This window comes from Paracoccus sp. R12_2 (genome assembly GCF_017744015.1).
GTDB lineage: Bacteria > Pseudomonadota > Alphaproteobacteria > Rhodobacterales > Rhodobacteraceae > Paracoccus.
The window spans coordinates 518,565-537,385 of record NZ_JAGHRA010000001.1; the positions used below are offsets into that span (position 1 = coordinate 518,565).

General features: G+C 65.9%; 21 protein-coding genes. 10 read left to right on the forward strand and 11 right to left on the reverse strand.

Annotation, left to right across the window (positions count from 1 at the left end; genetic code table 11):
- Positions 1 to 29 precede the first annotated feature (29 nt).
- From J7359_RS02435 to J7359_RS02455, 5 genes are all read right to left on the reverse strand, one after another.
- Positions 30 to 365 (reverse strand): hypothetical protein, encoded by a 336-nt coding sequence (locus J7359_RS02435; protein WP_209054919.1) that lies wholly within the window; start codon positions 363 to 365, stop codon positions 30 to 32.
- Positions 362 to 985, reverse strand: coding sequence for a hypothetical protein (locus J7359_RS02440; protein WP_247740112.1), 624 nt, complete (start codon positions 983 to 985; stop codon positions 362 to 364). Before J7359_RS02440 ends, J7359_RS02435 begins: the two co-directional genes overlap by 4 nt.
- Positions 986 to 1,078: 93 nt before the next feature.
- Positions 1,079 to 2,407, reverse strand: coding sequence for a hybrid sensor histidine kinase/response regulator (locus J7359_RS02445; RefSeq protein ID WP_209054920.1), 1,329 nt, complete (start codon positions 2,405 to 2,407; stop codon positions 1,079 to 1,081).
- Entirely contained in the window at positions 2,394 to 3,575 is a 1,182-nt protein-coding gene (locus J7359_RS02450; protein WP_209054921.1) for an FIST N-terminal domain-containing protein, read from the reverse strand. Before J7359_RS02450 ends, J7359_RS02445 begins: the two co-directional genes overlap by 14 nt.
- Complete coding sequence (locus J7359_RS02455; RefSeq protein ID WP_209054922.1) at positions 3,575 to 4,282, reverse strand: response regulator transcription factor; 708 nt, start codon at positions 4,280 to 4,282, stop codon at positions 3,575 to 3,577. The genes J7359_RS02450 and J7359_RS02455 overlap by 1 nt, the downstream gene beginning before the upstream one ends.
- A gap of 183 nt (positions 4,283 to 4,465) precedes the next feature.
- Here J7359_RS02455 and J7359_RS02460 point away from each other — a divergent pair, with 183 nt between their 5' ends.
- From J7359_RS02460 to J7359_RS02470, 3 genes are all read left to right on the forward strand, one after another.
- On the forward strand, positions 4,466 to 5,452 hold the full coding sequence (locus tag J7359_RS02460; RefSeq protein ID WP_209054923.1) for an ABC transporter substrate-binding protein: 987 nt from the start codon (positions 4,466 to 4,468) through the stop codon (positions 5,450 to 5,452).
- 61 nt (positions 5,453 to 5,513) lie between these two features.
- On the forward strand, positions 5,514 to 6,227 hold the full coding sequence (locus tag J7359_RS02465; protein WP_209054924.1) for an ABC transporter permease: 714 nt from the start codon (positions 5,514 to 5,516) through the stop codon (positions 6,225 to 6,227).
- On the forward strand, positions 6,217 to 6,819 hold the full coding sequence (locus J7359_RS02470; protein WP_209054925.1) for an ATP-binding cassette domain-containing protein: 603 nt from the start codon (positions 6,217 to 6,219) through the stop codon (positions 6,817 to 6,819). The genes J7359_RS02465 and J7359_RS02470 overlap by 11 nt, the downstream gene beginning before the upstream one ends.
- 31 nt (positions 6,820 to 6,850) lie before the next feature.
- On the opposite strand, the gene J7359_RS02475 is transcribed toward J7359_RS02470, so the two are convergent.
- Positions 6,851 to 7,537 carry a response regulator transcription factor gene (locus J7359_RS02475; protein ID WP_209054926.1) on the reverse strand — a complete coding sequence of 229 codons (687 nt, stop codon included), beginning with the start codon at positions 7,535 to 7,537 and terminating at the stop codon, positions 6,851 to 6,853.
- 135 nt (positions 7,538 to 7,672) lie between these two features.
- Here J7359_RS02475 and ribA point away from each other — a divergent pair, with 135 nt between their 5' ends.
- Together ribA and J7359_RS02485 are read left to right on the forward strand one after the other, a co-directional pair.
- Entirely contained in the window at positions 7,673 to 8,731 is a 1,059-nt protein-coding gene (gene ribA, locus J7359_RS02480) for a GTP cyclohydrolase II (RefSeq protein ID WP_209054927.1), read from the forward strand.
- Complete coding sequence (locus J7359_RS02485) at positions 8,728 to 9,246, forward strand: L,D-transpeptidase family protein (RefSeq protein WP_209054928.1); 519 nt, start codon at positions 8,728 to 8,730, stop codon at positions 9,244 to 9,246. The genes ribA and J7359_RS02485 overlap by 4 nt, the downstream gene beginning before the upstream one ends.
- A 9-nt stretch (positions 9,247 to 9,255) precedes the next feature.
- On the opposite strand, the gene J7359_RS02490 is transcribed toward J7359_RS02485, so the two are convergent.
- Positions 9,256 to 9,909, reverse strand: coding sequence for a YggS family pyridoxal phosphate-dependent enzyme (locus tag J7359_RS02490; RefSeq protein WP_209054929.1), 654 nt, complete (start codon positions 9,907 to 9,909; stop codon positions 9,256 to 9,258).
- A 71-nt stretch (positions 9,910 to 9,980) separates the two neighbouring features.
- Positions 9,981 to 11,210, reverse strand: coding sequence for a porin (locus tag J7359_RS02495; protein ID WP_209054930.1), 1,230 nt, complete (start codon positions 11,208 to 11,210; stop codon positions 9,981 to 9,983).
- Between J7359_RS02495 and J7359_RS02500 the strand changes: the two genes are divergently transcribed.
- From J7359_RS02500 to J7359_RS02520, 5 genes are all read left to right on the forward strand, one after another.
- Entirely contained in the window at positions 11,209 to 11,688 is a 480-nt protein-coding gene (locus tag J7359_RS02500) for a DUF3576 domain-containing protein (protein ID WP_209054931.1), read from the forward strand. The genes J7359_RS02495 and J7359_RS02500 overlap by 2 nt on opposite strands.
- A 94-nt stretch (positions 11,689 to 11,782) precedes the next feature.
- Positions 11,783 to 14,323, forward strand: coding sequence for a leucine--tRNA ligase (leuS, locus tag J7359_RS02505; protein ID WP_209055001.1), 2,541 nt, complete (start codon positions 11,783 to 11,785; stop codon positions 14,321 to 14,323).
- Complete coding sequence (gene lptE, locus J7359_RS02510; RefSeq protein ID WP_209054932.1) at positions 14,310 to 14,831, forward strand: LPS assembly lipoprotein LptE; 522 nt, start codon at positions 14,310 to 14,312, stop codon at positions 14,829 to 14,831. Before leuS ends, lptE begins: the two co-directional genes overlap by 14 nt.
- Positions 14,828 to 15,856 carry a DNA polymerase III subunit delta gene (gene holA / locus J7359_RS02515; RefSeq protein ID WP_209054933.1) on the forward strand — a complete coding sequence of 343 codons (1,029 nt, stop codon included), beginning with the start codon at positions 14,828 to 14,830 and terminating at the stop codon, positions 15,854 to 15,856. Before lptE ends, holA begins: the two co-directional genes overlap by 4 nt.
- Positions 15,857 to 15,864: 8 nt before the next feature.
- The gene (locus J7359_RS02520) at positions 15,865 to 17,064 is read left to right on the forward strand and encodes a TIGR03862 family flavoprotein (protein ID WP_209055002.1); all 1,200 of its coding nucleotides are present in this window, start codon (positions 15,865 to 15,867) and stop codon (positions 17,062 to 17,064) included.
- A gap of 52 nt (positions 17,065 to 17,116) precedes the next feature.
- Here J7359_RS02520 and J7359_RS02525 read toward each other — a convergent pair whose 3' ends face one another.
- The 3 genes from J7359_RS02525 to J7359_RS02535 form a co-directional block, all read right to left on the reverse strand.
- Positions 17,117 to 17,704 (reverse strand): glutathione S-transferase family protein, encoded by a 588-nt coding sequence (locus J7359_RS02525; protein ID WP_209054934.1) that lies wholly within the window; start codon positions 17,702 to 17,704, stop codon positions 17,117 to 17,119.
- 9 nt (positions 17,705 to 17,713) lie between these two features.
- Positions 17,714 to 18,133, reverse strand: a complete 420-nt coding sequence (locus J7359_RS02530; protein WP_209054935.1) for a PaaI family thioesterase — start codon at positions 18,131 to 18,133, stop codon at positions 17,714 to 17,716.
- Positions 18,134 to 18,209: 76 nt separating this feature from the next.
- Positions 18,210 to 18,791, reverse strand: a complete 582-nt coding sequence (locus J7359_RS02535; RefSeq protein ID WP_209054936.1) for a lytic transglycosylase — start codon at positions 18,789 to 18,791, stop codon at positions 18,210 to 18,212.
- Between the last annotated feature and the right edge of the window lie 30 nt (positions 18,792 to 18,821).

Below are 18,821 nucleotides of genomic sequence, written 5' to 3' on the forward strand. Positions count from 1 at the left end.
CATGCGGATCGCAGTAAGGCAAGGCGAGATCAGAAACAGAGGATCTCGGCCTCGGCTTCCGCGCGGCGCAGCTTGGCCACGATCTCGGTCATTTCGGCCATGCCCTTGAACATCGAGGCGCGCTCTCCGGTGACCTGCCGCATCCGCAGGACCGTCTCGGCGCTGACATAATCCTCATAGGGCAGCACGGTCGCGATCTGGTCTATGGCGCAGGAACAGCGGTCCAGCATCTCGCGGTTCTCGCCGTTGGTTGCCATGCAGGTAAAGACATATTCGGCGCGGGCATTGGTCGGGTAATCGTTGACGGCCTGCGCCCAGGCTGCCGGGGCTGTCAGCGCGGCGATCAGCACAAGTGCGCGCTTCATTGCAGCACCATCCGATTGACATAGCCGGGCCCGGTGTCGGCGGTTTCTGCCCGCAATTCGCGGATCGGCGCCTTCGGATCGTCCGACAACATGAAGGTCAGGCGCAGCGACTGAAAGCCCTGCATCCGTTCGGCGTTCGGATCGTTCTCGAAGGGCTGGAACACCGCGGTTGCGCCATCGTCGTCGCGGGTGATCTGTCCGCCCCGGAAAACCGCGTCTTTGATCCGGTTGCGGATGTAATGGGGGCTGCCGCCGGTCAGACCGGCCATGTCGCGGGCAGTCTGTTCCAGAAAGAAGATCAGCACCGGGTCGCCGCCCGAGATCGGGAACGGCCCGATCTTGCGTGTGCGGCTGTCGGTCTTCTGAGTGATCTGCAGGACCGGCTTCTGGTCCGAAGGGTCGATCGTCTGACCCAGCGCGACCGAGCCGTCATCGACATGCAGGAAGCCGGGCTTTTCGGGGCCTTCGACATGCAGCGACCAGGTCAGCGGCCGGTCCTTCAGATCCCACGGGCCGCGATCGGCAAAGACCGCATCCCCGGCCTCTCCCGCCGACAGGGTGGCGGGCGCGGCGATGCAGGTCATGACCAGCCACATCGCGGTGGCGATGGCGCGTTTCATCCAAGGTTCCTCCCATTCGTCGCGACCAGACTTGCGCCGGCAGGCGCGAAGGGCAAGCCCCGGAACCGCCGGTCTCAACCCTTCGTCTCAGCCTCAGCCCAGAATGCGGCCCAGAACCTCGGCCAGTTCCGACGGACGCACGGGCTTTTCCAGTGCGATGACACCCATCGCGGCGCAGGCGCGTGCGATTTCGGGGTCGCGATGCGCGGTGATCATCACGGCGGGTACGCTGCGGCTTGCCCGCCCGCGCAGGGTTTCGATTGCGGCGACACCGGTATCGCCGTTCTCAAGGTGATAATCGGCCAGGATCACGTCCGGCGGCTCTTCGCCCATCGTCGCGACCGCCTCGGCCGTGCCGCCGGTCACGCGCGCGACCATGCCCAGCCTGTCCTGCAGGATCACCTCGTAGCCGCGCCGCATGCCGGGGTCGTTCTCGATCACCAGTGCGACGCGCCCGCGCAGGTTCAGCAGCGCCGTGTCGGGCGGTTCTACGCATCGGTCGCCGCCGCCTTCCGCGACCGGCGGCAATCCGACCCGAAAGAGGGTTCCGCGCATCGCCTCGGAATTCAGGCTGATCGGGTGCCCCAGCTTGCTGCAGGCGCGGCGCACGATGGACAGGCCCAGACCCATGCCGGGGGTGCCGTGATCGTTTCCCAGCCGCTGAAATTCGTCAAAGATCCGGTTGCGGTCCACGGCGGGAATTCCCATGCCACTGTCATAGACGCACAGCCAGCACAGCCCGCCCTTGCGGCGCATGCCCACCACCACGCCGCCCTGATTGGTGTATTTTATCGCGTTCGATACCAGGTTCTGCGCGATCCGCCGCAGGAAGACCGGATCGCTTTCCACAACAGCGTCCGTGGGCACAAAGCTGAGCCGCAGTCCCTTCGCCTCGGCCAAGGGTGCATATTCGGCGGCAAGCCGGCGGAACAGTTCCCCCAGCGCGACAGGCTGGCGATGAAATTCGATCCGCTGGCTGTCCAGGCGCGAGATGTCCAGAACCGCATGCATCAGCTGTTCGACCGATTCGAAGGCACCGGAAAGACGTTCCGACAGTTCCTTCTGGTGATCGTCCATCGGCGTGTCGGCCAGCGCCGACAGGAACAGCCGCGCGGCCGAAAGGGGTTGCAGCAGGTCGTGGCTGGCGGCACGCAGGAAACGTGTCTTCGACCGGTTCGCCTCTTCCGCTGCGGCGCGGGCGACCGCCAGTTCGCGGTTGCGCTGCGACAGGTCGGCCAACGCCTTCTCAAGCTGCCTGGTGCGGGTAAGAACCTCTTGCTCCAAAGCGACGGCGGCCTGGAACATCGACCAGGCCGATCCGCGCGACTCCTCAAGCCGGTCGATCCTGTCGATCAGGACCGTGTTGATCCGGCGCAGCTTCTGGATCTGCCGCTGGGGCGGATCGTCGTCACGCAGCATCATGATGCCCCGACGGCCCCGAGCCCGCCTCGGGCGGTGTCATGAAGGCAAGGCCGACGAATGTCTGGTTCACATGCATTCCGCTGTGCTGTTCCCCATAGGTGTTGAAGCCCGCGACCCGGTAGCGGGTGAACAGGTCGGACATCGCCTGCGTCAGCCCCGCGCGTTCAAGTGCCAGCCGCCGCAGGATGCAGTCGAATCCCAGCACCATCAAGGGTGGTCGCGGCAAAGCCTCCAGCGCCTCGGCGAAACCCTGCGTCAGATCCTCGGCCCGCCCCAGCGTCAGGACGGTGCCGGTGTCGATGGATGACATCAGCGACAGGCCGCCATCATCGGTCAGGGCGCTGATGGCGCGGACATGGTGGCGCCGCCCCATGCGCAGCAGCAGCGGGTGCCGCGCGAATTCCGTGGGCGTCAGCCGTTCGGGCGGAATTCCGGTGATGCGGGCATATTCCTCGGCCGCCGGTTCGGCGTTCAGTTCCAGGATGCGTCGCTTGTCGGGAATGGCCGCGGTCACGACCGCGCGCGTGGCGGTCGGGCTGAAATGCGCAAAAGTCACCTCGCTGACCGCCAGATCGGTCTCGACCAGCAGGAACACCGCCGCGTTTGAAAACACCCGCCCCTCGGCCAGCAGCGAGGTGCTGCGAAAATCCAGCCCGTCGCCCGCCGACCCGCCAAGCGTGGGAACCGCCGGAAGGGCGGCGTCAATGGTGGCAACCAGCGCATCTTCCTGCCCCGCGATGCCATCGACCAGCAGCAGCCCGAACAGGGAGCGGCGCGGATCAGGCGTGAATCCCGCCTGCATGCGGCGCAATGACGACATCCAGTGGGACACCGGCAGGGATGACAGATTGTCCAGCACGATGCTGCGCGCCCGGAAACTGCCGGACGGAAAACCGATCGCGACGACACTGCCCGAGGCATAGCCGGATGGGCCGATCTCTCCGGCAGAGGAACATCCGGCGATCACGCAGCCCTCGGGCAGTCCCGCCCGCAACCCCGCATCGAGATGCGAAAGATCGTCGCCGCGCGCGCCGAATATCAGCACCAGCGACGGTTCGGCGGCGCGCAGGCCGGCCAGAAGCGTTGGGACCGCCTCGGCCCCGGTCCGGTCGGCCTGCACGGCCACCGGCCCGGCGGCGCCCTCCTTCGCAGCCGGGCCGGTATCCATCAGCCGGCCTCGAACAGCCGGACGGAATTCGCAAGAAGCACCGCCTGCGTGCGGCGCCTTGCATTGATCTTGGACATGATCGCCGTGATATGGGTCTTGACCGTGGCTTCGGCGATCGACAGTTCGTAGCTGATTTCCTTGTTGGCCTTGCCTTGGCAGATCAGCCGCAGAATCCGCATCTGCTGGGGTGTCAGCGTTGCAAAGCGGCGGGCCAGTTCGGCCTTCGCCTCGTCCTCGGCACCGGCCTTTCCGGGCTCATAGCCTTCGGGCGTGACATGTTCGCCGTCCCACATCCGGCGCAGGCTGTCGACCAGCGCCTCGCGGCTGAGAGACTTGCTGATATAGCCCTGCGCGCCAGCCGCCATCGCGGCCGAGATCATCGCCCCCTCCAGATCGGCCGAGATCATCGTGATCGGCACATCCGGCAATTGTCGGCGCAGCGCTACGATGCCTTCGGCGCCGCGTGCATCGGGCAGATTCAGGTCCAGGATCACCGCATCCGGCGCCCCCTGCGACTTGATCTGCTCGACCGCGGCGCCAAGGCTGCGCGCGGTGCGCACGTTCTTCAATCCAAAGCTGATCTTCAGCGTCAGCGCCAAAGCGTCGCACATCAGCGGATGGTCGTCGACGATCAGGATCTCGCGAACCTGGTCGGCATTTGGTCGTGGCGAATGCGACGGTCGCGCCTGCATGGCTGCGGCTGTCATGATAGCTCCTCCCTGTGACGATCTTACGGCCTCCTCCCCCGAGGCCGCAACATTCTTTCGCGATCTTAGGCTGCGCGCGGCGCAAGGCAAGGCCGCATCTCATCCCAAAGTTGGACAAGCTGGCTATTGTCGGCCGGAACCTTGCGTGACACCCTTTTCCCTTGAATGGGGAGGAAATCTGTCATGTTTGCTGCGCGCATTGTCGCGGCGCTTTTCTGCGTGATCCTGGCATCTGCGCTGGGCGGACCGGCGCAGGCACAGGACGAAAGCCTGCCAGAGATCACCGTGGGTGCGCTGCAGAACGGCACCGTCACCTGGGAACTGCAGACGATCATCGATCAGGGTCTGGATCGCGACAACGGCTTCCGGCTGCGCGTCCTGCCGTTGGCCGGGAATCCCGCCACCCAGATCGCCATGAACGGCGGCGAGGTGGACAGTATCGTGTCCGACTGGCTGTGGGTGGCGCAGAACCGTGCGAGGGGCGCGGACTTCACCTTCCTGCCCTATTCGACGGCAGTCGGCGGGCTGGTCGTGCCGGCTGACAGCGATGTTGCCGGACCGGACGATCTTGACGGCGGCAGGATCGGCATCGCTGGCGGTCCGGTGGACAAAAGCTGGCTGATCCTGCGTGCCTGGCATCGTCAGCAGGCGGGTGCCGATCTGGCGGATGTGACCGAACAGGTCTTTGGCGCACCGCCGGTGATCCAGAACGCCGCTGAAACCGGTCAGGTCGATGCGGCGGTGAATTTCTGGCACTATCTGGCGCGGATGAAGGCGGGCGGCATGCGCGAGGTGATCGATGTCGCACAGGCGGCAGGCGATCTGGGGTTGGATCCGTCCACGCCGCTTCTGGGCTATGTGCTGCGCGACAGCTGGATCGAGGATCATCCAGATCTGGCGCGTGGCCTGGCCCGCGCCTCTCGGCAGGCCAAGGACATGCTGGCACAGGACGACGCCCTGTGGGATCGGCTTCGTCCGATCATGGACGCCGCCAACGATGCCGAGTTCGCGGCGCTGCGCGCGGGATGGCGGGCGGGTATCCCGCCTGCGGGTCCGGTCGATGCCGCCAACGCACAGGCCATGTTCTCGATCATGGCGGAGCTGGGCGGAGAGGAACTGACCGGCGGCCTCAGCCGACTGCCCGACGGATTGTTCTGGTCGGGTGATTAGCGGGCGGCGACATCGGAAGTCTGGCACCGGCGCTGTGCCGGGCGTCCTGTCGCTGGCGGCGATGCTGGTGCTTTGGGTGGTGGTTGCCCGGATCTCGGACAACCCCCGGACCATGCCCGGCCCCGAGGCGGTGGCGATGCGCCTGTGGCAGATCACCGTGATGGGCGAATTGTGGTTCCACGCCGGAATGACCCTGTTCAGGGTGCTTGCCAGTTTCGCACTGGCGATGGCGGTGGGGGTGGCGCTGGGGCTGTGGATGGGACGGTCGCGGACAGCCGATCACTGGCTCAATCCGGGGTTGGTCATCGCGCTGAACGTACCGGCGCTGGTCATCATCGTGCTGGCATATATCTGGATCGGCCTGAACGAAGTCGCGGCGATCCTGGCCGTGGCGCTGAACAAGATTCCCGTGGTGACGGTGATGCTGCGCGAAGGCACGCGCGCCCTGCGCCCGGATCTGGACGACATGGCGATGGCGTTCCGAATGTCGCGTGCGGCGCGATTGCGCCATGTGGTGATGCCGCAGCTTGCGCCGCATGTCGCGGCGGCGGCACGGGCGGGGATCTCGTTGATCTGGAAGATCGTCCTTGTGGTCGAGTTTCTTGGGCGATCGAACGGCGTCGGCTTCAAGATCCACCTGCTGTTTTCCAACTTCGACGTTGCAGGCGTGCTGGCTTGGGCGCTGGCCTTCGTCGCCGTCATGCTGGCCATCGACATCGTCGTGTTGCGCCCGTGGGAGGCACGGCTGAGCCGTTGGCGTCGCGATGAGGATTGATATTCAGCGAAAATCCTTTGGCGGACCCGATGTGCTGGGCCGGCTTCGGCTGGATATACGGCGCGGGCAGCGGATCGCGGTCCTGGGGCCGTCCGGAATCGGGAAATCCACCCTGCTGCGGATCATCGCCGGTCTCGACCGTGATTTTCAGGGCAGCGTCGGCGGGGACGAACGTCTGTCGGTGGTGTTTCAGGAACCGACCCTGCTGCCATGGCGTCGGGCGCTGGACAACATCACCATTCCGACTGGCTGCAATCCGGCGCTGGCCCGCGACCTGTTGGCGCGGGTCGGCCTGCAAGATCAGGTGGACCGGTTTCCCCGGCAGATGTCTTTGGGGCAGCAGCGCCGGCTTTCGCTGGCCCGCGCCTTTGCGGCCCGGCCCGACATCCTGCTGATGGACGAGCCCTTCGCCAGCCTTGATCCAGACACGGCGACACGGATGATCGCCCTGACCGGGGATCTGCTGGATCACAGCGGCGCCGGGCTGATCCTGGTCACGCACGATGCCCGCGAACCGGCGCGGCTGGCGGCGCGGCCGCTGATGCTGCGCGGTGATCCGGCAACGCTGCACGAGGACCGGCAGGCGAACTGAGCGCCGCAAGTCCCCGTGCAGTCCTGCGCGGTCAGGCGACCAGACGGTATCCGCCCGATTCGGTCACCAGCAGGCGTGCGTTCGACGGATCGGGCTCGATCTTCTGGCGCAGCCGATAGATATGGGTCTCAAGCGTGTGGGTGGTCACGCCGGCGTTGTAGCCCCAGACCTCGTGCAGCAGCACATCGCGCGGCACCACCCCGTCCTGCGCGCGATACAGGAATTTCAGAATGTTGGTTTCCTTTTCGGTCAACCGGATCTTGCGATCCTTCTGATCGATCAGCATCTTCATCGCCGGCTTGAACGTATAGGGTCCAAGCTGGAAGATCGCGTCCTCGGACTGCTCATGCGTGCGCAGCTGTGCGCGCAGACGGGCCAGCAGGACCGGGAACTTGAACGGCTTGGTCACATAATCGTTGGCGCCCGCGTCCAGCCCCAGGATCGTGTCCGCATCCGTATCGTGGCCGGTCAGCATCACGATCGGACATTTCACGTTCAGCTTGCGCAGCTTCTTGCACAGCTCGCGCCCGTCCGTGTCGGGCAGGCCGACATCCAGGATCACCAGATCATAGATCGCGTTCTTACTGGCCTCGACCGCCTCGGCGCCGTTGCCTGCCTCGATCACGTCGAAATCGTCGGTGGCGACCAGTTGTTCGGCCAAGGCCTCGCGCAGGTCTTCCTCGTCATCGACCAGCAGGATCTTTTTCAGTCCGGGCATGCTTGCCTCCTTTGCCTCACTTGCGCAAAGGAGTGGGGTCACACCCGGCCGCCGTCCAGCGACATGTCGAAATTCTCACATGGAGTTGTCGGAAAAAGCCACTATGTTTCAATTTGTTTCAATCACGCGCGAGCCATGAGCCTTATTCCCACCCTTGCCGAAACCGTTTCCCGCGCCCGCGCCGATCTGCGCATGGGCCTGCCGGTGATGATCGGCGGCCATCTGGCGGCGGCGGTCGAGACGTTGTCCTCGGCACGGCTGGACGACATGCGGCGGCTGGGTCGGCCGGTTCTGGCGATCACCCAGCGCCGCGCGGAAACCCTGAAGGCGCGTGCCTATGATGACGTGCTGGCGCGGGTGCAGGTGCCGCAGGACGCGGATCTGGCATGGCTGCGCGCGCTGGCCGATCCCGCGAATGATCTGCGCACGCCGATGAAGGGGCCGCTGTTCACCGACCGGGATGGCGATGCGACGCCGCATATGGCCGCGCTGGCGCTGGCCAAATCGGCGCAGCTTCTGCCCGCCGTTCTGGTCGTGCCCGCTCATGCGCCCGCCGGATTGACGGTGCTGGCGCCGGGGCAGGTGCTGGCGCAGCTGGCGGGCGAGGCTGCGCTGGCTCCGGTTGCCGCTGCGCGCCTGCCGCTGATGTCTGCGGAACATTCGCGGCTGCATATCTTCCGGCCCGATGATGGTGCCGCCGAGCACTACGCCATCGAAATCGGCGATCCGCCGCGCGACCGGCCGGTTCTGGCGCGGCTGCATTCGGCCTGTTTCACGGGCGATGTGCTGGGCAGCCTGAAATGCGACTGCGGCCCGCAGCTGCATGCCGCGCTGGACGCGATGGGGCAGGCGGGGGCAGGGGTGCTGCTGTATCTCAACCAGGAAGGGCGCGGCATCGGTCTGGCCAACAAGATGCGTGCCTATGACCTGCAGAATCAGGGTTTCGACACGGTCGAGGCCAATCACCGCCTGGGATTCGAGGATGACGAACGCGACTTCCGCATCGGTGCGGCCCTGCTGAAGCGGATGGGCTTTGCGCAGGCGCGGCTGATGACCAACAACCCGCGCAAGGTCTCGATGATGGAAAGCCACGGGATCGAGGTGACGCAGCGCGTGCCGCTGATCACCCCGCGCAATCGCTTCAACACCGGCTATCTGGACACCAAGGCCGAGAAATCCGGGCATCTGCTGTGAGACCCGATGATCTGGTGCTGACCCCGCAGGGCATCCGCTTTCTGGGCCGCCTGTTTGCCTGCAGCATCGGCAAGGGCGGCCTGTCCACGGCCAAACGCGAAGGCGACGGGGCCACGCCCACGGGATTCCACCGCATCACCGGCCTGTGGTACCGCCCCGACCGGCTGACCCGTCCCGCAGCCTGGGCGCGACCGATCGGCCCCGGCGATCTGTGGTGCGACGATCCGCGCCATCCCGCCTATAATCACCACGCCCGTGCGCCGCTGTCTGCCAGCCATGAACGCTTGCGCCGCGCCGATCCGCTGTACGATCTGATCCTCACCACGGACTGGAACTGGCCCGACGCCACGCCGGGCCGCGGTTCGGCGATCTTTCTGCATCAGTGGCGGCGTCCGAGATACGGAACCGAGGGCTGCATCGCCTTCGCACGCGCCGACCTGATCTGGATCGCCACGCGCGCAGCCCCCGGAACGCGCCTTGTCGTGCCGGCTTCTTCCTTGTCCAAATACCGCTGAAGTGGCGGCTCAGCCGTAGTCGCGGGCCCCGAAAATGGCCGAACCGACACGGATATGCGTCGCGCCCTCGGCGATCGCGGTCTCGAAATCCGCGCTCATCCCCATCGACAGCAGGGCCAGCCCGGACTGTTCGGCCAGCTTGCGCAGCAGGCGGAAATGCGGAACGGGATCCTGATCCTCGGGCGGGATGCACATCAGCCCCTCGGGTGACAGACCCAGATCTCGGCACTGGTCAAGAAATCCCGGCAGTTCCGCAGCGGGAATTCCCGCTTTCTGAGGTTCGTCCCCGGTATTCACCTGGATGAACAGTTGCGGGGTTCGGCCCTGTTCGGCGATCTGGTGGGCCAGCTTGCGGGCAAGGCTGATCCGGTCCAGCGTGTGAATGGCGTCGAACAGCTCGACCGCTGCCTTGGCCTTGTTCGATTGCAGCGGTCCGATCATGTGAACCGACACACCCGCGAAGCGCTGGCGCCAGTCGGGCCATTTGCCCTGCGCCTCTTGCACATAATTTTCGCCGAAGGTCCGGTGGCCCGCGTCCAGAACGGCCGTTACGCGTTCCGCGGGTTGCACCTTGCTGACCGCGATCAGCGTGACCGATCCGACCTTGCGTCCGGCGGCGCGTTCTGCCGCGGCGATGCGGCTTTTGATGTGATCCAGTTCCATGCGCGCAGAAGACAAAAAGAAAAGAGCGGGCGCAAGGCCCGCTCTTTCCGGAAGACTTGGATCCGGTTGGATCAGAAGTCGAAGCGAACGCCCATGTCGGCGGTCACGAGTTCGTCGTAGTCGCGGTGGATCGACGCACCCAGACGAGCGCCGCCCAGATCGTAGTTCACACCGATACCGAACGCGTTGTCGCTTTCGTTGAAGTCAGCGCTGTTGTTGGCAACATAGGCTTCGATGTTGGTCATGCCATCGGCCAGGGTATAGTCGCCATACAGGGTGACGGTGTTGCCCAGATCGAGACCCAGAACTTCGCCGTTGTCGATCCAGTTCAGGCCGACGCGAGCGTTCGGCATGACGGCGTAACGGGCGCCGACAAAGTACTGGTCGTTGTCTTCGATACCGGCACCGTCCATGACGGCAGCGGCCGACAGTTCCAGCGCGTCGTTCCAGGTGTAGGATGCCGACAGACCGAATTCTTCCGAGGTGCCGAGTCCGGTTTCGTTCAGGCCCGACTGATCCGGATCGACATACGAAGCCATGACGCTGACGCCGGCGATTTCGTATTTCGCGGCGATGCCGACATAGTTTTCGTTGTCATAAGCATCGGCGTCATAGGCGAAGAACGCGCCGCGCGAGTTACCGAACGAACGGTCGAACGCGCCCAGTTCCGAAGCGTACAGCAGGGCGGCCGAGTCGAACGCGGTGTCGACGTTACCGACTTCGACGGTCAGACCGTTCGAGGTCACCCACAGCTTGCCGGCGTTCAGCTGACCAGCGTCATCGCTGTTCTGGTCCCACTGGATGCGGAAGCGCGCGCCGAAATCCACGCCCTGATCGGTCGAGGTGGCGGCGTCGATGTTCATGCGCAGACGGCCGACGACCTGCGATTCGTTCACGCCAGCCGCATCTTCAGCAGCGGTGTTTTCGTAATAGATCACGCCGGTGCGGCCATAGCCCGAGATGGTCACGTCGGCAGCGGCGACGCCGGCGGTCAGAACCAGCGCGGTGGAGGCGATAAGAGCCTTTTTCATGGTGGTGTTCCCTCTTGTCTCTCTGATGCCCAAACCGGAAGCCCGTCTTGGGTATGCAAACTGTTTCCCTCTTTCGACCTCGCGATGCAACGGATTCACGGTGTCGCCAATTTCTTTCGTGTTTTCTGTGATGCACAAGGGCCACACATCGCTGTGTGGCGGTTCCGGCAGGGAAACGGCCCGCCCCACGCGCGCGCGGCAAGGCGCTTGTGGCAGCAGGGCAATCCGCGCTAAAGCTGCGGGCAACACGATATACCGGGGGACCCGCATGAAAACCGCACGCGCCGCGCACCTGATCGTTGCATCGACCCTTTGCGTCGGGCTGGCCGCCTGTGGCGGCAGCGGAAACCGCGCCCGTGACGCGGGCGACATCGACCGCGAACTGCGGGCGGACGCACGGACCACGACGATCTGGGACCTGTTCGGCAATGATGAGAATCCGAACAACACCGTCGGCGTGAACAAGTATCTCTGGAATGCCAGTCTCGAGGTTCTGAACTTTCTGCCGGTCCAGTCGGTCGATCCGTTCACCGGGGTGATCGTGACCGGTTACGGCACGCCGCCCGGCGGCGGGCGCAGCTATCGCGCCACGATCAAGATCAGTGATCCGGCGCTGGATGCACGCAGCCTGAAGCTGTCGCTGCAAGGGTCGGGGGGTGCGGCGGTCGCGCCGGGCACGGCCCGCGCGGTCGAGGATGCGATCCTGACGCGGGCACGGCAGTTGCGGATTCAGGACGGACGTTTGTGACCGCGCCGCGCTGAGGCGCGGGCTTCGGCCACTGGACCCTGCATTCGCCGCCGTATAAACGAAGGCGCGACGAATGATGCCCGAGGTCCAGAAGATGCCCTATGATCCCGCCACAGCCGAAGCCCGCTGGCAAAAGGCCTGGGCCGACGCCGGCAGCTTCACCGCCATCCGCGACCAGCGGCCCAAGTATTATGTGCTGGAAATGTTCCCCTATCCGTCGGGGCGCATCCATATGGGCCATGTGCGCAACTACACGATGGGCGACGTGGTGGCGCGGTTCAAGCGCGCGCAGGGGTTCAGCGTGCTGCATCCGATGGGCTGGGACGCATTCGGGATGCCGGCCGAGAACGCCGCGATGGAGCAGGGCGGTCATCCGCGCGACTGGACCTATGCCAATATCGCCACGATGCGCGAGCAGCTGAAGCCTCTGGGCCTGTCCATCGACTGGTCTCGCGAATTCGCCACCTGCGACGACGCCTATGTCGCGCAGCAGCAGGCGTTGTTCCTGGACTTCCTCGATGCCGGGCTGATCACCCGCAAATCGGCGCAGGTGAACTGGGATCCGGTCGACATGACCGTTCTGGCCAATGAACAGGTCATCGACGGCAAGGGCTGGCGGTCCGGCGCGGCGGTCCAGCGTCGCGAACTGACCCAGTGGTTCTTCAAGATCAGCGATTACTCCGATGAGTTGCTGTCGGCGCTGGACGGGCTGTCGGGCTGGCCCGACAAGGTGCGGCTGATGCAGGCCAACTGGATCGGCAAGTCGCGCGGGCTTCAATTCCGCTTCGACACCGTGGACGCGCCCGAGGATTTCGCGCAGATCGAGGTCTATACGACCCGCCCCGACACGCTGATGGGCGCAAGCTTCGTCGCGCTGTCGCCGGATCATCCGCTGGTCCGCACGCTGGCCGCCGCCGATCCCGCCGTGGCCGCGTTCGTCGAGGAATGCCGCCGCATTGGCACCACCGAGGAAGCCATCGAGACCGCGCCCAAGCTGGGCTTCGACACCGGGCTGACCGTTCGACATCCGCTGGATGCCGACTGGCAACTGCCGATCTGGATCGCGAATTTCGTGCTGATGGATTACGGCACCGGCGCGATCTTCGGCAGCCCGGCGCATGACGAACGCGACCATGAATTCGCCACGAAATACGGCCTCCCCATCCGCGCCACCTTCGGCGAGGCGGGAATGACGCTGGAACAGGCCGATGCGATGGTCGCCGAGGCCCCCTACGTGCCGATGAAATCCGAACCCGTGACCTATGTGCGCGGCTTCGCGGGCAAGGCCGACCAGACCGGCGAGGCCGCCGTGGACGCCGCTATCGCCCATGCCGAAGCGGCGGGTTATGGCGAGGGCGTCACGAAATTCCGGCTGCGCGACTGGGGCATTTCGCGGCAGCGTTACTGGGGCTGTCCCATCCCGGTGCTGCATTGCGACAAATGCGGCACGGTCCCCGAGGCCAAGGAAAATCTGCCCGTCCTGCTGCCGCAGGATGTCAGCTTCGACCAGCCGGGCAACCCGCTGGACCGGCATCCGACATGGCGGCAGACCACCTGCCCGCAATGCGGCGGCGCGGCTTTGCGCGAAACCGACACCATGGATACCTTTGTCGATTCGTCCTGGTATTACGCGCGCTTCACCTCGCCCGGCGCGGCGACACCCACCGACCGGGCCGATGCCGACTACTGGATGAATGTCGACCAGTATATCGGCGGCATCGAGCACGCGATCCTGCATCTGCTGTATTCGCGCTTCTTTGCCCGCGCGATGGTCAGGACCGGCCATCTGCCCGACAGCGCGAAGGAACCCTTCGATGCGCTGTTCACGCAGGGGATGGTCACGCATGAGATTTACAAGACCACAGATGCACGGGGCCGTCCGGTCTATCACCTGCCCGATGATGTGACCGACGGTCGGTTGGCCGACGGCACCGTCGTCGAGATCATCCCCTCGGCCAAGATGTCGAAGTCGAAAAAGAACGTCGTCGACCCGGTCAACATCGTGGCCAGCTTCGGCGCCGATACCGCGCGCTGGTTCATGCTGTCCGACAGCCCGCCCGAACGCGATGTCGAATGGACCGCTGCCGGGGCCGAGGCCGCGCACAAGTTCCTGTCCCGCCTGTTCCGGCTGGCCGAGGATGCGCCGGCGACGGGCGATGACGACCCCGACCTGACCCGTGCCGCCCATCGCGCCATCGCCGAGGTCACGAAATCCATCGAGGGATTCGCCTTCAACAAGGCCGTCGCCAAACTGTATGAACTGGCCAATACCGTCGGCAAGTCGAGGGCCGGGGGAGAGCCGCGCAAGGCGGTGCTGCGGATCATGGCGCAGTTGATGGCGCCGATGGTGCCGCATCTGGCCGAAGAGGTCTGGGCGATGGCCGGCGGGCAGGGCATGGTCGTCGATGCGCCCTGGCCCAAAGCCGATCCGGCGATGCTGGAGGATGACACGGTGATCCTGCCGATCCAGATCAACGGCAAGCGCCGGGCCGAGATCAGCGTGGCCAAGGACATGCCCAAGGATCAGATCGAGGCGATGGTGATGGCCGACGAGACGGTGCGCCGTTTCCTGGATGGCGCCGCGCCGAAAAAGCTGATCGTGGTGCCCGGACGGATCGTCAATGTCGTGGCCTGATCGCCCCTCGCGCCGCGCGGCGCTGCTGGGTTTGCTGGTGCTGCCCGCAGCCTGCGGGCTGACCCCGGTCTATGGTCCGGGCGGCGCGGGCACGCGGCTGTTCGGCAAGGTTCGGCCACGTGATCCCCAGACATTCCAGGATTTCAGCTTCAACCAGCGGCTGGCCGAACGGCTGGGACCGGATGGTGCCGCGATCTATGACCTGGATTACCGTCTCAGCGTCGGCGTGGTGCCGCAGGCGATCACGCCGGACGAGGTCACGACCCGCTATTCGCTGAACGGGACCGCGGATTTCGCGCTGACGGATGCATCCGGCGCCGTGCTGGCGCAGGGCCGAGTCAGCAGCTTCACGTCTTACTCGACCACCGGCACCACCATCGCCACGCTGGCTGCCGAAGGCGACGCGCGCGAAAGGCTGGCGCGGATGCTGGCCGATCAGGTGGTCACGCGCCTGCTGGCGGCGGCGACAAACCTGCCGGACACCCAGCCTGCCCGCTCCACGGAATGAACCTCAAGGGCGCAGAGATCGCCCGCTATCTGGCGCGGCCCGACCCGTCCCGACCGGCCTTGCTGATCTATGGCCAGGACGCGATGCGGGTGTCGTTGAAGCGCGCCGAGGCCGTGGCCGCGCTGACCGGCGCGAATGCCGAGGAAGAGATGCGCCTGAACCGGTTGGCCGGGGGCGGGCTGAAAAAGGATCCGGCCAGCCTGATGGACGCGATCAAGGAAGTGGGGTTCTTCCCCGGTCCGCGCGTCGTTCTGGTCGAGGACACGCCCGACAGTGCCGCCGATGCGATCGCCGCCGCGCTGCAGGAATGGCGGTCGGGCGATGCGGTGATCGTGGTGACCGCGGGCGGGTTGGCCAAGTCGTCGGCGCTGCGCAAGCTGTTCGAGCCGCACCGAGAGGCCGTCGCCGCCCCGATCTATGACGATCCTCCGGGCGAGGACGAGATTCGCCGCTGGCTGCAAGAGGCGGGACTGAACGATGTCTCGCCCGAGGCGATGCGCGACCTGACCGCGTTGGCCCGCGCACTGGACCCCGGCGACCTGCGCCAGACGATCGAGAAGATCGGACTTTACAAATACGGTGACACGACGCCGCTCACCCCGGCCGAGATCGCGTTGCTGGCGCCCGCGACCATCGAGGCCGATCTGGACGAGTTGCTGCATGTCGTGGCCGAAGGCCGGTCGGATCAGTTCGGCCAGCTGATGCGGCGGATCGAGGGGCAGGGGATCGCGCCAGTGACGCTGGCCATCGCCGCGCTGCGCCATTTCCGCGCGCTGCATCTGGCGGCGGCGGACCCGCAGGGTCCGGCTGCGGGTCTGTCGCGGATGCGCCCGCCGGTCTTTGGGCCGCGTCGTGACCGGATGGCGCGGCAGGCGCAGGGCTGGGGCGTCGGTCCGCTGGAAGAGGCGGTGTCCTCGTTGCTGGCGACCGATCTGGCGTTGCGCAGTTCGTCCCGCGCCCCGCAGATGGCGCTGATGGAACGCGCGCTGATCCGTCTGTCGATGATCGCCCGGGGTCGCAGGTGACCGAAGCGATGGACGCGCTGGTGATCGGCGCGGGTCCGGCCGGGCTGATGGCGGCCGAGATCCTGTCTGCCGCCGGTCATCGTGTCGTGGTGGCCGAGGCGATGCCGACGCCTGCGCGGAAATTCCTGATGGCTGGAAAATCCGGGCTGAACCTGACGAAGGACGAGCCCTTGCCCGCCTTCGCCCGGCGTTTCGCCGGGGGCAGCGGCGGCTGTCCGGCCCCGCACCTCCGAGGGTATTTCAGCAAGGAAGAACACGCATTCGGACCCCAAGCCGTTTGTGCCTGGGCGCGGGGGCTTGGTGTCGATCTGTTCACCGGATCGACCGGGCGGGTGTTTCCGGTCGGCATGAAGGCCTCGCCATTGCTGCGGGCCTGGCTGGCGCGGCTGCGCGGCGCCGGGGTGGAGTTGCGGACCCGCTGGCGCTGGGTCGGGCTTGAGGGCGGGTTCCGTTTTGACACGCCCGACGGGCAGCGCGTGCTGACGCCGCAAGTCGCCGTGCTTGCGCTGGGTGGGGCAAGCTGGCCGAGGCTGGGATCGGATGCCGGCTGGGTGCCGATGCTGCGCACGGCGGGCGTTGGCGTGACCGAATTCAGGCCCGCGAACATGGGGTTTCGGGTCGATTGGACGCCGCAGATGGCCCGGCATTTCGGCTGCGCGGTCAAGGGTACCGCGATCCGGGTGAACGGGCAGGTCAGCCGGGGCGAATGGGTGATTTCCCGGCAGGGGATCGAAGGCGGTGGCATCTACGAGGTCGCCGCCGCGATTCGCGACGGCGCGCGGGCCCGCGTCGATCTGGCCCCGGATCTGGATGACACTGTCCTTGCGGCACGATTCGGCCGTCCGAAGGGCAAGCTGTCGGTCGGCAACTGGCTGCGTCGTATCCTGGGCGATCCGGTCAAGGTCGCGCTGCTGCTGGAATGGGGCCGACCCTGGCCCGACGACGCCCGGGCTTGGGCCACGCGCGCGAAGGCGCTGCCGCTGAACCATCACGGACCGATGGGGCTGGACCGGGCGATTTCGTCGGCCGGCGGGATAGACTGGTCGGCCGTCACCGACGATCTGGAACTGCGTGCCTTGCCAGGGGTGTTCGCGGCGGGCGAGATGCTGGATTGGGAAGCGCCGACCGGCGGCTATCTGTTGACCGGATGCCTTGCGACCGGGCAAATCGCGGGTCAGGCGGCGGCGCGCCGTCTGGGCGCTGCGTGACGGCGAAGGCTTCTGCTGGACAGCGTCCGTTGTCCGTCGGGCGCCATCGGCCTCAAAGCGCGGCGGCGCGCTGAAAGGCAGGTCGCTGCCGCATCCGGTCAAGGAAATCGGTCAGCCGCGTTTCGACGACCGGAAATCTTGCCGTCAGGGCCCAGGTCAGGCAATGCGCCAGGATCAGGTCGGGCACAGTCATCTTGTCACCCATCACGAACGCGCCCTCGCCGATCCTGTGGACCAGGGTCTTCTGGCTGCGTTCGAATTCCCAGCGCAGCGTGTTCTTGATCGCGCTGAGGCGCATTTCCTCGGGCAGGACGAAGCTGTGGCGCGCAGCCAGCCACAGCGCGGCGTCGAATTCGTCCAGCAGGAACTGCGTCAGGCTGTCCTGCCGTGCGCGGTCCAGCGTGCCGGCGGGATAGGTCAGATCGCCGTGGCGATCGGTCAGGTAGGTCAGGATGGCGGTCGAATCGGTGACCGGCGTGCCGTCGTCGATCAGCACCGGCACCTTGCCGGCAGGGTTGAACGCCACCACGCCTTCGCCATGCGGATTGGCGGGAACGTGGCGGTAGGGCTGACCCAGCTCTTCCAGAAGCCACAGAACGCGGAAAGCGCGGCTGTTCGATGTGCCGATGACGGTGTACATGCGCGCCCCTTATCCGGCCCAGTCCAGGATCAGTTGGGTCTGGGTGACGATCGCCGCAACCTTGCCGTCACCGCGCGTCACGGTGGTTTGCCAGACCCGCGTGGTGCGGCCGCGATGCAGTGGTTCGCAGACCGCGCGCGCGGTATCCCCCAACCGGATCGGGCGCAGGAAATTGGTCTTGCTTTCGACTGTTGTCGTGCTGCGGCCTGCGGGAAGGTTCAGGAACGTGGCGGTGCCGCCGGCATTGTCGGCAAGCCCCATGATCGCGCCGCCATGCAGGACACCGTTGCGGTTGGCCAGATCCTGGGTCACCTGCATGTCGAACACCACCCGCTCGGGCGTCGACTCGACAAGCCTGGCACCCAGATGTCGGGCAAAGTCCGGCTGCGCCTCGGCCACCGCCTGCAAACCCGTCGCGTCATCCTGCATCGGCTGCCCCCTTATCCGCTGCGATCCATAACGACGCGGAATCGAGGGCTTGGCAAGGGTCGGGATGCGGCCGGGATCACGCCTTGCCGCAGGACACCAGCTGCGCGCGATACATCTGCGCCCGCTGGCCGACCTGACCCGAAACCCTGACCAGCCAGCTTTTGCCAAGATAGGACCGGCGCGCATAGCCCGACCGCCCCTCGTGATAGGCCAGATACTGCGAGGTGGCGTCCCATTTGGACAGGCCAAGCATCCGTGACGATCCGTCCATGTACCAGCCCATGAAATCGGTGGCATCGTTGATGTCGTTGCGCCGCGCGCGGCGGTTGCCTGTCTCCTGGACATATTCTTCCCAGGTGCCGTCCAACGCCTGGCTGTAGCCATAGGCGCTGCTTTGCCGTCCGATGGGAATGACACCCAGTGCATATTGATGCGGCGTGCGGGCGTCGCCGATGAATTTCGACTCCTGGTGGATCGCGGCCATCTGCACATGGACGGGGATACCCCAGCGCCGCTCGGTCTTCTTCATCGCGCGCAGATAGGCGGGCCGCTCGGCCACGATCGCGCAGGCATTGTCCAGATTGCGGGGGGCCTTGAAGTCGCCGCCACCACACGACGCGACCAGCCCGACGATCGCCAGTTTCAGAAACCTGTTCATCCTGCCCTCTTGTCGTTTTCCCGCAATACT

What these genes read in the sequence shown, in the direction of transcription:
- J7359_RS02435 (WP_209054919.1), bottom strand. Translation starts at nt 365, where the DNA reads ATGAAGCGCGCACTTGTGCTGATCGCCGCGCTGACAGCCCCGGCAGCC.
- J7359_RS02440 (WP_247740112.1), bottom strand. Translation starts at nt 985, where the DNA reads ATGAAACGCGCCATCGCCACCGCGATGTGGCTGGTCATGACCTGCATC.
- J7359_RS02445 (WP_209054920.1), bottom strand. Translation starts at nt 2,407, where the DNA reads ATGATGCTGCGTGACGACGATCCGCCCCAGCGGCAGATCCAGAAGCTG.
- J7359_RS02450 (WP_209054921.1), bottom strand. Translation starts at nt 3,575, where the DNA reads ATGGATACCGGCCCGGCTGCGAAGGAGGGCGCCGCCGGGCCGGTGGCC.
- J7359_RS02455 (WP_209054922.1), bottom strand. Translation starts at nt 4,282, where the DNA reads ATGACAGCCGCAGCCATGCAGGCGCGACCGTCGCATTCGCCACGACCA.
- J7359_RS02460 (WP_209054923.1), top strand. Translation starts at nt 4,466, where the DNA reads ATGTTTGCTGCGCGCATTGTCGCGGCGCTTTTCTGCGTGATCCTGGCA.
- J7359_RS02465 (WP_209054924.1), top strand. Translation starts at nt 5,514, where the DNA reads ATGCTGGTGCTTTGGGTGGTGGTTGCCCGGATCTCGGACAACCCCCGG.
- J7359_RS02470 (WP_209054925.1), top strand. Translation starts at nt 6,217, where the DNA reads ATGAGGATTGATATTCAGCGAAAATCCTTTGGCGGACCCGATGTGCTG.
- J7359_RS02475 (WP_209054926.1), bottom strand. Translation starts at nt 7,537, where the DNA reads ATGCCCGGACTGAAAAAGATCCTGCTGGTCGATGACGAGGAAGACCTG.
- ribA (WP_209054927.1), top strand. Translation starts at nt 7,673, where the DNA reads ATGAGCCTTATTCCCACCCTTGCCGAAACCGTTTCCCGCGCCCGCGCC.
- J7359_RS02490 (WP_209054929.1), bottom strand. Translation starts at nt 9,909, where the DNA reads ATGGAACTGGATCACATCAAAAGCCGCATCGCCGCGGCAGAACGCGCC.
- J7359_RS02500 (WP_209054931.1), top strand. Translation starts at nt 11,209, where the DNA reads ATGAAAACCGCACGCGCCGCGCACCTGATCGTTGCATCGACCCTTTGC.
- J7359_RS02495 (WP_209054930.1), bottom strand. Translation starts at nt 11,210, where the DNA reads ATGCGGGTCCCCCGGTATATCGTGTTGCCCGCAGCTTTAGCGCGGATT.
- leuS (WP_209055001.1), top strand. Translation starts at nt 11,783, where the DNA reads ATGCCCTATGATCCCGCCACAGCCGAAGCCCGCTGGCAAAAGGCCTGG.
- lptE (WP_209054932.1), top strand. Translation starts at nt 14,310, where the DNA reads ATGTCGTGGCCTGATCGCCCCTCGCGCCGCGCGGCGCTGCTGGGTTTG.
- holA (WP_209054933.1), top strand. Translation starts at nt 14,828, where the DNA reads ATGAACCTCAAGGGCGCAGAGATCGCCCGCTATCTGGCGCGGCCCGAC.
- J7359_RS02520 (WP_209055002.1), top strand. Translation starts at nt 15,865, where the DNA reads ATGGACGCGCTGGTGATCGGCGCGGGTCCGGCCGGGCTGATGGCGGCC.
- J7359_RS02525 (WP_209054934.1), bottom strand. Translation starts at nt 17,704, where the DNA reads ATGTACACCGTCATCGGCACATCGAACAGCCGCGCTTTCCGCGTTCTG.
- J7359_RS02530 (WP_209054935.1), bottom strand. Translation starts at nt 18,133, where the DNA reads ATGCAGGATGACGCGACGGGTTTGCAGGCGGTGGCCGAGGCGCAGCCG.
- J7359_RS02535 (WP_209054936.1), bottom strand. Translation starts at nt 18,791, where the DNA reads ATGAACAGGTTTCTGAAACTGGCGATCGTCGGGCTGGTCGCGTCGTGT.